We start from the raw sequence: 14,774 nt of genomic DNA, 5'->3' as shown, positions 1-14,774 counted from the left end.
TTTCGCGGACTACGCAGAACACTGGCAGGGCTTCATGAACAGCCTGCAATGGGCGCCTGCGCCGACGCTCCCTGCCGCCGTCGACCAACTCAAGCTGATGGCCGACGCACGCCAGTCGCCGGTGATCGCGCTGATGACATCGCTCGAATACCAGGGCGGCGCTGGCGCGCGCAAGCATTCCCTGTCGGACACGCTGGTGGCCAAGGCGCAGGATCTGCTCGGCAAGAAGGCGGCAGGCCCCGAGGCCGCCAGACCGGAGCCGGCGGGGCCGCTCCGCGCCGCCTTTGGCCCGGTCCTCCGGCTGATGGCGCAGGCGTCAGGCCAAAGCGCCAATGACGACCTGAGCCTGCAACGCTTCCTCGACCGCGCCACCGCGCTCCGGCTACGGCTGCAGCAGATCAGCCACAGCGCCGATGCCGATGCGCAGGCCCGGCAAATGGCGCAGGCGCTGTTCCAGGGCAAAGGCTCGGAACTGGCCGATACCCAGTCCTACGCGCAGCTGATGGCCGCCAGCCTTGGCAGCCAATGGGCGGGTATGGGGGAGGCGCTGTTCGTGCAGCCCATCGCCCAGGCCACGCAGACCGTGCTGCAGCCCGCCCAGGCGAGCCTGAACGATGCCTGGCGGCAAGGCATCGCGATGGCGTGGGGACGATCGTTCGCCGGGCGCTATCCGTTCGCCGACAGCGCCAACGATGCCTCGCTGCCGGAACTGACGCGCTTCCTGCGCCCGCAGACCGGGCTGATCGGCACGTTCCTCGGTACGCAGTTGGCGGGTGTGCTGGCGTTGCAGGGGGATCAATGGATCCCTACGGCTGGCAGAGGAGATGCCGGCGGGCAGTCCGCTCTAGCCTTCGATCCGGCCTTCCTCAAGGCAATCAATACCCTGCAGCGCGTTGCGGCGCATATGCTGGTGGACGGTGAACCGGCATATCGCTTCGAGATCAAGCCCATCCCGTCCCCGGGGCTCACCGACACCTTGCTGACCCTCGATAGCCAGACGCTGCATTACTACAACCAGCAGGAGCGCTGGCAGGCCATGCGCTGGCCGGCCAATCTCGCGCAGGAGCCGGGCACCCGGCTGCAATGGCAAGCCGAACGCGCGGGCACCAACAAGCACTATGAGTTCGGGGGCCGCTGGGGTTGGGATTGCACGACCCCGCCGCGTCCGATCCGGACAGCCTGACGCCACGCGCAGCGAAGCAACCGCCGCCTGCGGACATGGTCTATCCGCTGCGCTATCTGATGCGTACGGAAGTCGGCCAGGGGCCGCTGGAGATGCTGGCGCTGCGCGACTTCGTCATGCCGTCGCGCATCTTCATGGGACGGCAGTGACCATCGGGGCCCGCAACGTAATCTCCAGCTTCTCCCGATGCCGCGCCACCGCCGCCTGCACGATGGGGATAAGCCCTTCGCCCCCATCCGTCGCGTCCACGTGTGCCAGCAGTGCGCGCCGCATGCGCGGCTCCCAGAAGCGCTTCAGGTGGCTGGCGATGTCGGCCAGCGCCTCGTCGCGGTCCGGCATGGCTTCGAAGAAGCCGCCGATCTGGTTAGCCATCTTGATCAGGTTGTCGATGTGCATGACAGGTCTAAGCCATCCGTAGTCGATGTGGATGCGCGTAGGCGACCAGGCCGCCCGCGCGCACGAATCCCGCCAGCGTGACGCCGGCCGTCCCGGCCAGGCGCACCGCCAGCGCGGTGGGGCCGGACACCGCTGCCAGCACCCCCGCCCCAATGGCGGCCGTCTTCAGCACCATCTCATAGCTCGCGCGGCTGGTCACGATGACCGCGCCGCGCCCGATATCCTCGTCCGAACGGGCCAGGGCGCCCGCCAGCTTGTCCAGCGCGTTGTGCCGGCCCACGTCCTCGCGCACCAGCGATACCTCGCCATCGGCGCGCAGCCAGCCCGCCGCGTGCGTGGCGCCGGTGTCGCGCAGCAGGGCCTGRCGGCGCTGCAACTGGKCGAAGGCGGCGTGCAGCACGGCCGGGTYGAAGGACGCCTCGCTCTGCACCGCGTGCGGCGCCCGCATGACCTCGTCGAGCGATTCGGTGCCGCACAGCCCGCAGCCCGTACGGCCGGCCAGCGCGCGGCGCCGCGCCTTCAGCGCCACGAAGGCCTCGCTGGCGATCTCGATCTCCACGGCCACGCCGTTCGGGCGCGTGACCACCTCGATGCCGTAGATGTCGCGCGGCGCCGCCACGATGCCCTCGCTCAGGCTGAAGCCCAGCGCGAAGTCCTCCAGATCGGCCGGCGTGGCCAGCATCACCGCGTGCGAGACGCCGTTGTACTCCAGCGCCACGGGCACTTCCTCGGCGATATGGTCGATCTCGGCTGTCGCCGCCATCGCTTCCCCGCCGCGCCAGCGCGTCACCGCCATCGACTGCTGGGTCGCTGGGAATTCCCCCGCCTCATCCGGCGCGGTCTCGTGTGGCGGCATGCAGCGCTTCATCGCCCTACTCCGCCGACGCCTGCACCGGCTCGCTGGCCGCGCGCAGGTGCGCCAGCTGCTCGCGGTTGAACGCCTCGTACTCGCGCTGCCAGGACGACGGCTGCGCCACCGGCATCACCTGCACCGCCGTCACCTTGTACTCGGGGCAGTTGGTGGCCCAGTCCGAGTTGTCCGTGGTGATCACGTTGGCGCCGGACTCGGGGAAGTGGAACGTGGTGTACACCACGCCYGGCTGCATCCGCTCGCTGACGATGGCGCGCAGCACCGTCTCGCCCGCGCGGCTCTGCACGCCCACCCAGTCGTCGTCCTTGATGCCACGCTCCTCGGCATCGTGCGGATGGATCTCCAGCCGGTCCTCGTCGTGCCAGTGCACGTTGTGGGTGCGCCGCGTCTGGGCGCCCACGTTGTATTGCGACAGGATGCGCCCCGTGGTCAGGATCAGCGGGTATTTGCGATTGACGCGCTCGTCGGTCGCCACGTACTTGGTGATGATGAACTTGCCCTTGCCGCGCACGAAGGCATCGACGTGCATGGTCGGCGTGCCGGTCGGCGCGTCGGCGTTGCACGGCCACTGGATGCTGCCCAGCGCGTCGAGCTTCTGGTAGCTCACGCCCGAGAAGGTCGGCGTGAGCCGCGCGATCTCGTCCATGATCTCGGACGGATGGTTGTAGTGCATCGGGTAGCCAAGCGCGTTGGCCAGCAGGATGGTGGCCTCCCAGTCAGCATAACCGCCCTTCGGGGGCATGACCTTGCGCACGCGCGAGATGCGGCGCTCCGCGTTGGTGAACGTGCCGTCCTTCTCCAGGAACGACGAACCCGGCAGGAACACGTGGGCGTACTTGGCGGTCTCGTTCAGGAAGATGTCCTGCACGACGATGCATTCCATCGACGACAGCGCCTCGGACACGTGTTGCGTGTTCGGGTCCGACTGCACGATGTCCTCGCCCTGGCAGTACAGCCCCTTGAACGAACCGGTCAGCGCCGCCTCGAACATGTTCGGGATGCGCAGGCCCGGCTCCGGGTTGATCTCGACATTCCAGGCGGCCTCGAAGGCGCCGCGCACCGTCGAATCGGACACATGGCGATAGCCCGGCAGTTCGTGCGGGAAGGAGCCGATGTCGCACGAACCCTGGACGTTGTTCTGCCCGCGCAGCGGGTTCACGCCCACGCCTTCGCGGCCGATGTTGCCGGTGGCCATGGCGAGGTTGGCGATGCCCATCACCGTGGTCGAGCCCTGCGCGTGCTCGGTCACGCCGAGCCCGTAGTAGATCGCCGCATTGCCGCCCGTGGCGTAGAGGCGGGCAGCGCCGCGCAGCGTCCCGGCCGGGACGCCGGTCACGGCTTCCATGGCCTCGGGCGAGTTCTCGGGCAGCGCCACGAAGTCGCGCCACTGCTGGAACGCGCGATCCTCGCAACGCTCGGCGATGAASGCCTCGGCCAGCAGCCCTTCGGTGACGATGACGTGCGCCATCGACGTSACCAGCGCCACGTTGGTGCCCGGGCGCAGTTGCAGGTGGAAGTCGGCGCGGATGTGCGGCGAATCGACCAGATCGATGCGGCGCGGATCGGCCACGATCAGCCTGGCGCCGGCGCGCAGGCGCTTCTTCATGCGCGAGGCGAACACCGGGTGGCCGTCGGTCGGATTGGCGCCGATGACCATGATCACATCAGCCTTGGCCACCGAGCGGAAGGTCTGCGTGCCGGCGGACTCGCCCAGCGTGGTCTTCAGGCCATAGCCGGTGGGCGAGTGGCAAACCCGGGCGCAGGTATCGACGTTGTTATTGCCGAAGGCCGCGCGCACGAGCTTCTGCACCAGATAGCCTTCCTCGTTGGTGCAGCGCGACGAGACGATACCGCCGATCGAATCCTTGCCGTGCTCGGCCTGGATACGCTTGAACTGCGAGGCCGCGTAGCCGATGGCTTCCTCCCACGACACTTCGCGCCACGGGTCGGTGATCTTCGCCCGGATCATCGGCTTGAGGATGCGGTCCTTGTGCGTGGCGTATCCCCAGGCGAAGCGGCCCTTCACGCAGGCGTGGCCCTCGTTGGCCTGGCCGTCCTTGTACGGCACCATGCGCACGACCTCGTTGCCCTTCATCTCGGCCTTGAACGAGCAGCCCACGCCGCAATAGGCGCAGGTGGTCACGGTGCTGTGCGATGCCTGCCCCAGCTTGATGACCGACGTCTCGGTCAGCGTGGCCGTCGGGCAGGCCTGCACGCAGGCGCCGCAGGACACGCAGTCAGACTCCATGAACGACTGGCTCGTGCCGGCCGCAACGCGGGACTCGAAGCCGCGCCCGCTGATGGTCAGCGCGAAGGTGCCCTGGGTTTCCTCGCAGGCGCGCACGCAGCGGTTGCAGACGATGCACTTCGAGGCATCGTAGGTGAAATACGGGTTCGATTCGTCCTTGGTCAGCGCCGTGTGCGTGGCCACCGGCACCGCGCTGGCGCCGTCGTTGTAGCGCACCTCGCGCAGGCCGACCACACCGGCCATGTCCTGCAATTCGCAGTTGCCGTTGGTCGGGCAGGTCAGGCAGTCGAGCGGATGATCGGAAATATAGAGTTCCATCACGCCGCGCCGCAGGTCGCCGAGCTTGTCGCTCTGGGTGCGGACCTTCATGCCCGCCTCCACCGGCGTGGTGCACGAGGCCGGATAGCCGCGCCGCCCCTCGATCTCCACCAGGCAGAGCCGGCACGAGCCGAAGGACTTCAGCGAATCGGTGGCGCACAGCTTGGGTACGCCCACACCGGCCTCGGCCGCCGCCCGCATCACCGAGGTGCCGGCCGGCACCGTGACGGCCACGCCGTCAATTTCCAGCGTCACCTGCGTCTCGGACAGGCTGGCCGGGGTTCCAAAATCGAAATCGTCGCGTGCGTTCAAGGGATGTCTCCCGTCAAACTTCGTAGGGCTGCGCGCCCCTGAGGGGCGCGTCGTTCTTTGATCTGGCTCGGTGATCCGGCTCAGGCGGCCTTGGCGGACTTCGGCGCGAGGCCGAAATCCTCCGGAAACTCGTTCAGCGCGGAAAGCACCGGGTACGGCGTCATGCCACCCATCGCGCARAGCGAGCCGTTGAGCATGGTGTCGCAGAGGTCGCGCACCAGCGCCACCTGCTTCACCGGCTGCTCGCCGGCAATGATCCGGTCGATGACCTCCACGCCGCGCGTGGAGCCGATGCGGCACGGCGTGCACTTGCCGCAGGACTCGATCGCGCAGAACTCCATGGCGTAGCGGGCCATTTTGGCCATGTCCACGGTCTCGTCGAACACGACAATGCCGCCGTGGCCGACCACCGCGCCGAAGGCGGCGAAGGCCTCGTAGTCCATCGGCGTGTCGAAGCGCGACTCGGGCAGGTAGGCGCCCAGCGGCCCGCCGACCTGCACCGCGCGGATGGCCCGGCCGCTGCGCGTGCCGCCGCCGTAGTCCACCAGCAGTTCACGCAGCGTGATGCCGAACGCCTTCTCCACCAGCCCGCCTTGCAGGACGTTGCCGGCCAGCTGGAACGGCAGCGTGCCGCGCGAGCGGCCCATGCCGAAGTCCCGGTAGAACGTGGCGCCGCGCGCCAGGATCACCGGCACCGTGGCCAGCGAGATCACGTTGTTGATGACGGTGGGCTTGCCGAACAGCCCTTCGATGGCCGGCAGCGGCGGCTTGGCGCGCACCACGCCGCGCTTGCCTTCCAGGCTCTCCAGCAGCGCCGTTTCCTCGCCGCAGACATAGGCGCCAGCGCCCTTGCGCACTTCCAGATGGAAGCGCCGGCCGCTGCCGCGAATGTCATCGCCCAGCCAGCCGGCCCGCGTGGCCAGGGCGATGGCCGCCTCGGTCACGGCAATCGCGTGCGGGTATTCGGAGCGGGTATAGATATAGCCGCGCTCGGCGCCGACGGCGAGGCCGGCGATCGTCATGCCTTCGATCAGCATGAACGGATCGTCCTCCATGACCATGCGGTCGGAGAAGGTGCCGGAGTCGCCCTCGTCGGCATTGCAGACGATGTACTTGATGTCCGACGCCGCGCCCAGCACGGTCTTCCAYTTGATGCCGGTGGGAAACGCGGCGCCGCCCCGGCCGCGCAGGCCCGAGTCGGTGACTTCCTGGACGATCTGGGCCGGCGCCATGGCCAGCGCGCGGATCAGCCCCGCGTAGCCCTCATGGGCGATGTAGTCGTCGAGCGAGAGCGGATCGGTGATGCCCACCCGCGCGAAGGTCAGCCGCTCCTGCTTCTTCAGGAACGGGATCTCGTCGGTCAGGCCGTGGGCCAGCGCGTGCGCGCCGCCGGTCAGGAAGTCGGCGTCGAACAGGCCGGGCACATCGCTGGCGGCCACCGGCCCGTAGGCCACGCGGCCCGCGTCGGTCTGCACCTCGACCAGCGGCTCAAGCCAGAACAGGCCGCGCGAGCCATTGCGCACGATGCGCACGTCCGCGCCGCGCTTGGCGGCTTCCTGTTCGATGGCGCGCGCCACATCGTCGGCGCCGAGGGCCAGCGCGGTGGAGTCGCGCGGGACGAAGATCGTCGTGCTCATGCCTGGACCTCCGCCTCGGCCGCTTCGGTGATTTCCGGCAGCGCCGCCACCAGCGCGTCGAAGCGCTTCGCATCGACGCGTCCGTGGAGCTGTTCGCCGATCAGCATCGCCGGGCCGCATGCGCACTGGCCCAGGCAGTAGACCGGCTCCAGCGTGAAGCGGCCATCGGCCGTGGTCTCGTGGAAGCCGCAGCCCAGCGCCCGGCTGGCGTGCGCGGCAAGCGCGTCGGCACCCACGGACTGGCACGCCTCGGCGCGGCAGACCTGCACCACGTGCCGGCCCGCCGGCTGCTCGCGGAAATGGTGATAGAACGTGATCACGCCGTGTACTTCGGCGCGCGAGAGATTCAACGCCTTGGCGATSACTGGCACCGCATCGGCGGGAATGAAGCCGTGGCTGTCCTGAATCTCGTGCAGGATGGGCAGCAGCGCGCCCGGCATGTTGCGCCGGGCATCGACGATGCGCGTAATGGAATTGGGGATGTCCGGCATGGTTGTCTCCGTGCTTGTCATCGTTCTGGCCCCGGGACCACATAGGCTATTTATTTCATATTCCGGGGTTTCGCAGCTGGCTCTTTGGGCCTTTTCGCGACTATAAGCCCGTGATTTCTGGCGTTCAATATGCTATTTTCTGCATATGCTACGTATCTCGATCGAGCCCCATCTCCAGATCCGCGACGACGCCGCCCCCGATGCCGCGCGGGCCGCGCCCAGCCTTGATGTGTCACGGCTGGTGGCCCTGCTTGGCCATATCGAGGCCACCGGCAACATCGCCCAGTCGGCCGAGGCCGTGTCGTTGTCTTACCGCTACGCCTGGGGCATCCTGCGCGACGCCGAAACGCTGTTCGGCGGCGCCCTGATCGCCAAGACACGTGGACGGGGATCCACCCTGACGCCGATGGCCCAGCAGTTGGTGTGGGCCAGCAAGCGCATCGCGGCGCGGCTCTCGCCCACGCTGGACAGCCTGGCGTCCGAACTGGAAATCGAACTGAAGAAGCTGATGGATGCCACCGACCCGGCCGTGCGGCTCTACGCCAGCCACGGTTTCGCGGTGGCGGCGCTGCGCGACTATCTCGACGAACAGAAGGTGCGGCACGACCTGAAGTACTGCGGCAGCCTGGAAGCCGCGGCGGCGCTGGCCGAGGGTGCGTGCGACGTGGCCGGCTTTCATGTGCCGATTGGAGCACTCGAACAGGATACCCTGCACCGCTTCGCCGCCTGGCTGCGGCCCGAGACGCATTGCCTGATCCATCTCGCCGTGCGCTCCCAGGGTCTCTTTGTGCGGCCCGGCAACCCGCTTGGCGTGGAAACGCTGGAAGACCTGGTCCGGCCGGACGTGCGATTCGTGAACCGGCAGGTCGGCTCGGGCACGCGGCTGCTGCTGGARCTGATGCTGGCGCGGCGCGGTATCGACCCGAACCGGATCGAGGGCTTCAGCAATGGGGAGTTCACGCACGCGGCGGTGGCGGCCTATATCGGCAGCGGCATGGCCGATGTGGGCTTCGGCGTGGAGACGGCAGCGCGCCGCTTCGGGCTCGAATTCGTGCCCGTGCTCAAGGAGCGCTATTTCTTTGCGATCGGAAAGGCGGCGCTGCACAGTCCGGCGCTGGCTGGCGCGGTGTCGGCCATGCGCAGCGCGGCCTACCGAGAACGCGTCAACGCGCTGCCGGGCTACGACGGCGCGCTGACGGGAACCGTGCTGACCTTCGAAGAGGCGTTCCCGGGCATCCCGCTATAAGTCATAGGGGATGCCGGGAAGCGATCGGACCCGGCAGGACCGATCAGTAGGCCACGACGGACAGCGTCACGCCGGCCGGCAGGCGCACCTTGTCGCTGTAGACGCCATTGGTGGCCGTGCGCTTCAGCGGCAGCGTGCCGAGGCCCTGCAGGAAGGTCGGCACCGACGCCGGCAGCTTGCGCAGCGCGGCATTGGCGGTGGAGGCCGGGTCGATCTCCGGCAGCTCGAAGGTGCCGTCGGTCCAGCGCGGATAGCCGTAGCCGGTCGGCGCCTTGTCCGCCGGCATGCCGCTGCCGTTGGTCGCCGCCCAGCGCGTCAGCGCCAGGTTGAAGGACAGGCCCGGCTGGGCCGCCTGGATCGCCTGGTCGAGCACCGTCTTGGAGCCCACCACCTGGCGCGTCAGCAGATCCTTATAGAAGGGCAGCCCGAGCTGGCGGTCCAGGAAGCCGCCGAAGCTGCCGGAGACCGAGTAGCTCTCGCACGTGCCGCCGCCCGTGAAGGTCAGCAGCGGGCAGTTGAAGCCGCTGTAGCGGTAGAAGTCCGGGAAGCGCACATCGCGGATCGCGTTGTAGGTCGGGTCGATGCTGTAGCTGAGGAAGTCCTCCATCTGCATCGCCGTCATTTCCTCGAGCCAGTCGTCGTAGGCGTAGGCGGTGCCCATCTTCACGGCGCGGCGGTAGAAGTTCTGCATGTGCGTCCCTTCGTGCGCCATGGTCATCTTCATCGCCTTCATGCCGGTGGCGCCGCCCAGGGCCAGCGTCTCGCTGTCCAGGTACAGCGAAATCGACTCGTTGCTGCGCGAATCCGCGGTCTTCAGCAGGTTGTGCAGGCCCCAGAAGTAGCCCACGGTGCCGCCCGGGGCGCCGTTGCCGTCGAAATTCAGGATGACGATGTCGATCGGCTGGCCGGCGGGCAGCACGGTGTCCGGATGCGTGTTTGCGCCCCAGACCGCGCCGCCGATGCCCGTCAGCAGGTCATAGATCTTGCCCGTGCCGGCGAAGGCGGCGCCCAGGTCGTCGACGATGGTCGAGTCGATGCCGTTGACGACGTTGTACTGGGAGTCTTCCACCCAGACGTTGACGAGGGTGCCGTCGGTGGCGGTCATCTGCTTGCGCAGCGTGGCCGGGCGCGTGGAGCCGTCGGTGTGGTACCAGGACTTCGTCGAACCCACGCCCGGCACGGCGACGGCATGTGGCGCCGGCACGCCCAGCGTCTGGCGCAGCGGTTGCGCGGCGGCAACCTTCTCGGCCCAGCCGGTGCGGTTGAATTCGGCGATCTCGCGGCGGCGGGCTTCGGCCTCGGCGTCAGCGGTCAGGGCCTGGGGCGACAGGCGGGTCACCGTGGTGGCATCGAGCATGCTGGCGGAGAGCCCGGCCGGCATCAGCGCCAGGGTGTCCTTCACGTTGGTCAGCAGCAGCGAGATCGAGGTGCCGAGCAGGCCCGAGATCGAAAACTGCACGTCTTCGGAGGTGCCGCCGGCGTTGGTGTGGCCCCAGATGCCGGTGCCCGCGCCCGAGAAGGTGGCGCTGGTGGCGGCGCTGCATTGGACGCCGCTGCAGGCCTGGTCGAGGCCGGTCACCAGCAGCGGCTGCGTCGGGACTACGGGCGTGTTGGTGTCGCCGGCCTGCTGCTGCGTCGTGGTGGTAGTGGCGGCATTGTCACCGCCGCCGCCGCAGGCGGTGAGCGCAAGCGCCGCCAGGACGGTCAGCGCGGGGAGGCCGCGCGAAAACAGGGACAGATCAGAACCACGCACTGCAAGGCGACGCATCAGGACACTCCCAAGAAATAGGTGAGCCCCCGGCAGGGTGCCGGGGCGCGTCCTGTCTTAACGGCGGGCGTCACCCGTGCTTTAGGGATTTGTCAGAATTTGTCGCGTTCTGTCGATTTTGCTGCTTTGGGGTCAGATCTGGCGGATCAGTAGACCTCCGGCACGATCATCGAGTCCGGCACCGGCTGGCGCGTGTAGTCGGCATGGCGCTCGCGCTCGGGCAGCACGATGACCGGCTGCGACGGCTCCACGTACGGCATCTGCGTCAGCAGGTGGCGGATGCAGTTCAGCCGCGCGCGCTTCTTGTCCACGGCCTGCACGATCCACCACGGCGCCTCCGGAATRTGGGTGCGCTCGAGCATGGTCTCCTTGGCCCGGGTGTAGTCTTCCCAGCGGCGGCGGGACTCCAGGTCCATCGGGCTCAGCTTCCACTGCTTGAGCGGATCGTGGATGCGGCTCAGGAAGCGCAGGTGCTGCTCCTCGTCCGAGATCGAGAACCAGTACTTGACGACCTGGATGCCCGAGCGCACSAGCATGCGCTCGAACTCCGGCACCGAGCGGAAGAACTCCTCGTACTGGTCGTCGGTACAGAAGCCCATCACGCGCTCCACGCCGGCGCGGTTGTACCAGCTGCGGTCGAACAGCACCATCTCGCCGGCGGCCGGCAGGTGCGACACATAGCGCTGGAAATACCACTGCGTGCGCTCGCGGTCGTTGGGCGCCGGCAGCGCGGCCACCCGGCACACGCGCGGGTTCAACCGCTGCGTGATGCGCTTGATCACCCCGCCCTTGCCGGCGGCGTCGCGGCCCTCGAACAGGATCACCACCTTGTGACCGGTGGCCACCACCCAGCTCTGGAGCTTCACCAGTTCGCCCTGCAGGCGGAACAGTTCGCGGAAGTACATGTGACGTTCCGCGCGCTCAGCGTCGCTGTCGGGCACGTCCGAAGTATCGCCAGGCCCGCCCGATTCGCGCGCCAGCAGGCTCTGGATCACCGAAGGATCCCGGTCCTCGAGCTCCAGTTCCAGTTCCTCGTCGTAGTAGTCCGCCACCTCGCGGTGGATGCGCCGGATCAGCGCTTCGTCGTTGTAATCCATGGCAAATCCTCCGTCATGTCCTGCATCGGCTATGGCGAAATATCGTACGCCTGACCCATGGCAATTGCATGAATTTGCGTGGTGCGGGTCACTCCGCCTGCTTCCGGAACGCCCATCGCCCGGCCAGCACCGAGAAGCTGCCCACCACCGCCACCAGCACCCAGAAGCCGTGCGGGTGGTCGGCCAGCGGAATGCCGCCCACGTTCATGCCGAAGAAGCCGGCCACGATGTTGATCGGCAGCGCCAGCACGGTCACCAGCGTCAGCGTGAACAGCGTGCGGTTGGTCTGCTCGTTGAGCTTGGCGGCGATTTCTTCCTGCAGCAGCTTAATCCGCTCCACCAGCGCGGCGAGGTCGTCGAGCACGAGCGAGAATTCCTCGGTCGACTCGCGCAGCGCCTGCAGGTCGGCCTCGCGCAGCCACGCCGGCGGGCGGTTCAGCAGCCGAAACAGCGCGCCGGGCTCGGGCGCCAGCAGGCGCTGCAGCCGCACCAGCCCGCGCCGCACGGCGCCCAGGTCGGCACGGTTGCCCTGCAGCCGCTGGGACAGCAGGCGGTCCTCGATCTGGTCCACGCTGACCCCGGTTTCACGCACGATCTGTACCAGMACATCGGCCTGATCGCGCAACAGGTGCACGACGAGATCCAGCGGCGAGCGGAAGTCCTCGCCCCGKCGCACGGCGGCGCGCAGCTTGTCCACGGAGCGCAGCGGGCGTGCCCGGGCGGTCACCAGCAGGCGGTGGTCGGCGTTGGCCCAGAGGGTGGAGATGTCGGTCGAGGTCACCCCGAAGTTGTAGATCACGTCGTTGACCACGGCCAGCAGCGCGTCTTCCTGGCGCTCGATGCGCGTGGAGTGCGACCCCTGCCGCAGCGCCTCGAAGAAATCGTCGGGCAGGCCGAGGTGGGCCTTCATCCAGCGCTCGCAGGCGCTGTGCGACAGGTTGAAATGCAGCCACAGGAACGGCCCGTCATGGGGACGCGCCTGGGACGGATCGGCGTCCGCCGCATCCTGGCGCTGCAACCAGGCTACTGCCTCGGCGGATGGAATCTCGCGCGGCGGCTGCCCCGGCTCGAACAGGAACCCGTTGACGAGCCCCACCGGATCGGAACCATAGCCGGATTCGACAATGCCGGATTGCATGAAACCCCCTGTCCCTTCGTCGATGATCGACACGATGTGCGCCAGCGCGCGACGCTAGCACAACAGCGTGAAAAGTCGGTGACAGACCCCCCATCCCGCGCGAATCCGAACGCGCCGAATGCACTATAACTAACCCATCACCACAAAACCGGGCGCCCGACGCCCACCAGGAGGGGACATGTCGAGACAGATCAAGAACAAGGCCGAAGTCCGCGCGATGATCCGCGCCGAGCAGGAAAAGCTCCCGGCCTGCAAGGGATGCTGCTTCGGCGACGTCTGCTGGAATGCGCCCGATGGCGACGGCTGCAACTGGAGCGTCTCGAAGATGGAAGGCGAGAGCGGCGCGGCCTGCAGCGAGGCGCTGGCGCCGAAGATCCGCGCGCTGCAGGCGCAGTTCAATATCGCCGAGGAATCGCCGCGTGGGTGAGGCCCGGCAGCCATAAAGCGCGCCCGGGGCATCTTTCGGAAAGCCACGTGAAATAAACCCGGGGCGCGCCTGTTTTGGTGTGGAATTGCGCGTACAGTGGGCCCATCCACTTTCCCGGAGGCGGCCATGGACACATCACCGAGCGCCAGCTACAAAGGGTACGACATCTACCCGCTGGTCTACACACATGCCGCGACGCACGAATGGTACGAACGCCGCCCGGACCGCACCTACAGTGCCTCCGTGGTGATCTGCCGTGAAGGGACCGATCCGGTATCGGCCCTGGTCCGGGTCTTCCCGATGCTCGCCCGCCAGTGGGACAGCCTCGGCGGCGCACGCCGCGCGGCGGTACAGGCCGGCACTGAAATCATCGACGGGCAAGTGCCCGGGCAGTCAATCTCAGGGCTCTAGCCCTTCCCTCCCCCTTACGCCGTCACACCCGCCGCCTGCAAGGGGCGGCGAATCGGGCTACCCTGTCGGTCATCGCTTTTTTGCGCGCCGAACAGGATTGCCATGACCCAAGCCCAACCCCTCCGCATCGACTTCGTTTCCGACATCGCCTGCCCCTGGTGCGCGATCGGCCTGTCCTCGCTCCAGGTCGCACTCTCCCGCCTGGGCGACGCCGTGGCGGCCGAGATCGTCGTCCATCCGTTCGAACTGAACCCGCAGATGGGGCCCGAGGGCGAGGACATCGTCGGCTACATCAGCAAGAAGTACGGCCGCACGCCAGCGCAGATCGCCGAGACCCAGACGATGATCCGCGCGCGCGGCGCCGAGGTGGGCTTCACCTTCGGCCCGCGCGAGTGGGTCTACAACACCTTCGACGCCCATCGCCTGCTCGAATGGGCGGGCCAGCAGGCGCCGGCCAAGCAGCTGGCGCTGAAGGAAGCCCTGCTGCGCGCCTATCACGGCGAGGGCAAGGACCCGAGCAGCCACGCCGTGCTGGTGGAAGCGGCACAGTCGGCCGGGCTCGACGTCGCCGCGGCACGCGCCGTGTTGGACAGCGACGACTTTGTCGAGGAAGTCCGCGCCGAGGAGCAGCAGTCCCAGGCCATGGGTATCACGTCCGTGCCGTCGATTATTTTCGACAACCGCTACCTCGTCACGGGCGGCCAGGCGCCCGAGGCATTCGAGCAGGCCATCCGGCAAATCCTTGCCGAGCGCGGCGAAGCGGCCTCCGCCTGATCTCCCTGTCCTCTTTAGGTACACGCTTATCGCGTTGGCGGTGTGACGCCAACGCGACACCCCTCTACGTCGCCCACACTTTCCCGTTCACATTTGCTAACTTTCACCCCCATTAAGTAGGGGCAGCCCTGCGCATGCATCATGCGACCAGGGCGCCGGGCCATGTCGATACATGACATTTGTCATGTACCTGTCATGAACCCAGCGACAAATACGAGCGGCACCGAAGAGTGACCGCCGGCAGTAACGGGAAGCTGTTCAACAAAAACGAAGGGGTCAAACCATGCAGGTCCTTACATCACGCCCTCGGCCGGGGCGCGACGGGCATCTCGCCACGTCTCGCCTATCGCGCCTAACGAGCCTATCCGCCGCCCTATCGGTCTGTGTTGCCGCCACCCTGCTGCTGGCCGCCTGCGGCGGCGGCGGTGACAGCGCRCCGCCCGCGAGTACGCCAGCC

The 14,774-nt window shown here is 67.7% G+C and carries 12 protein-coding genes and 1 pseudogene; 5 read left to right on the top strand and 8 right to left on the bottom strand.

Annotation, left to right across the window (positions count from 1 at the left end; genetic code table 11):
* Window positions 1-1,332 (top strand): annotated as a pseudogene (locus AB4Z27_RS19010) (type VI secretion IcmF C-terminal domain-containing protein); the annotation flags it as partial.
* On the opposite strand, the gene AB4Z27_RS19005 reads toward AB4Z27_RS19010, so the two are convergent.
* From AB4Z27_RS19005 to AB4Z27_RS18985, 5 genes are all read right to left on the bottom strand, one after another.
* On the bottom strand, window positions 1,316-1,579 hold the full coding sequence (locus tag AB4Z27_RS19005) for a formate dehydrogenase subunit delta (protein ID WP_092298131.1): 264 nt from the start codon (window positions 1,577-1,579) through the stop codon (window positions 1,316-1,318). The pseudogene AB4Z27_RS19010 and the gene AB4Z27_RS19005 sit on opposite strands and share 17 nt — an antisense overlap.
* A gap of 7 nt (window positions 1,580-1,586) precedes the next feature.
* Window positions 1,587-2,447, bottom strand: coding sequence for a formate dehydrogenase accessory sulfurtransferase FdhD (gene fdhD, locus AB4Z27_RS19000; protein ID WP_441645021.1), 861 nt, complete (start codon window positions 2,445-2,447; stop codon window positions 1,587-1,589).
* A 4-nt stretch (window positions 2,448-2,451) separates the two neighbouring features.
* Window positions 2,452-5,328, bottom strand: a complete 2,877-nt coding sequence (fdhF, locus tag AB4Z27_RS18995; RefSeq protein ID WP_092298125.1) for a formate dehydrogenase subunit alpha — start codon at window positions 5,326-5,328, stop codon at window positions 2,452-2,454.
* Window positions 5,329-5,408: 80 nt separating this feature from the next.
* Window positions 5,409-6,965, bottom strand: a complete 1,557-nt coding sequence (locus AB4Z27_RS18990) for a formate dehydrogenase beta subunit (protein WP_092298122.1) — start codon at window positions 6,963-6,965, stop codon at window positions 5,409-5,411.
* Window positions 6,962-7,456, bottom strand: coding sequence for a formate dehydrogenase subunit gamma (locus AB4Z27_RS18985; protein ID WP_441591810.1), 495 nt, complete (start codon window positions 7,454-7,456; stop codon window positions 6,962-6,964). The genes AB4Z27_RS18990 and AB4Z27_RS18985 overlap by 4 nt, the downstream gene beginning before the upstream one ends.
* A gap of 145 nt (window positions 7,457-7,601) precedes the next feature.
* Between AB4Z27_RS18985 and AB4Z27_RS18980 the strand changes: the two genes are divergently transcribed.
* The gene (locus AB4Z27_RS18980; RefSeq protein ID WP_441591808.1) at window positions 7,602-8,702 is read left to right on the top strand and encodes a substrate-binding domain-containing protein; all 1,101 of its coding nucleotides are present in this window, start codon (window positions 7,602-7,604) and stop codon (window positions 8,700-8,702) included.
* A gap of 43 nt (window positions 8,703-8,745) precedes the next feature.
* Here the strand turns inward: AB4Z27_RS18980 and AB4Z27_RS18975 are convergent, their stop codons facing one another.
* The 3 genes from AB4Z27_RS18975 to AB4Z27_RS18965 form a co-directional block, all read right to left on the bottom strand.
* Entirely contained in the window at window positions 8,746-10,470 is a 1,725-nt protein-coding gene (locus AB4Z27_RS18975) for a M30 family zinc metallopeptidase (protein ID WP_441645020.1), read from the bottom strand.
* Window positions 10,471-10,616: 146 nt separating this feature from the next.
* Complete coding sequence (ppk2, locus tag AB4Z27_RS18970) at window positions 10,617-11,567, bottom strand: polyphosphate kinase 2 (RefSeq protein ID WP_092298110.1); 951 nt, start codon at window positions 11,565-11,567, stop codon at window positions 10,617-10,619.
* Window positions 11,568-11,655: 88 nt separating this feature from the next.
* Entirely contained in the window at window positions 11,656-12,705 is a 1,050-nt protein-coding gene (locus tag AB4Z27_RS18965) for a transporter (protein WP_441645019.1), read from the bottom strand.
* A 178-nt stretch (window positions 12,706-12,883) separates the two neighbouring features.
* Here AB4Z27_RS18965 and AB4Z27_RS18960 point away from each other — a divergent pair, with 178 nt between their 5' ends.
* From AB4Z27_RS18960 to AB4Z27_RS18950, 3 genes are all read left to right on the top strand, one after another.
* Window positions 12,884-13,132 carry a hypothetical protein gene (locus tag AB4Z27_RS18960; protein WP_441591804.1) on the top strand — a complete coding sequence of 83 codons (249 nt, stop codon included), beginning with the start codon at window positions 12,884-12,886 and terminating at the stop codon, window positions 13,130-13,132.
* 126 nt (window positions 13,133-13,258) lie between these two features.
* A complete protein-coding gene (locus AB4Z27_RS18955; RefSeq protein WP_092298104.1) occupies window positions 13,259-13,543 on the top strand; it encodes a hypothetical protein in 285 nt (94 codons plus the stop codon).
* A 102-nt stretch (window positions 13,544-13,645) separates the two neighbouring features.
* On the top strand, window positions 13,646-14,317 hold the full coding sequence (locus tag AB4Z27_RS18950) for a DsbA family oxidoreductase (protein ID WP_092298101.1): 672 nt from the start codon (window positions 13,646-13,648) through the stop codon (window positions 14,315-14,317).
* The last annotated feature ends 457 nt before the right edge of the window (window positions 14,318-14,774 follow it).

The organism is Cupriavidus sp. KB_39 (assembly GCF_052114485.1).
Lineage (GTDB): Bacteria > Pseudomonadota > Gammaproteobacteria > Burkholderiales > Burkholderiaceae > Cupriavidus.
This window is presented reverse-complemented; position numbering and strand designations above follow the sequence as displayed.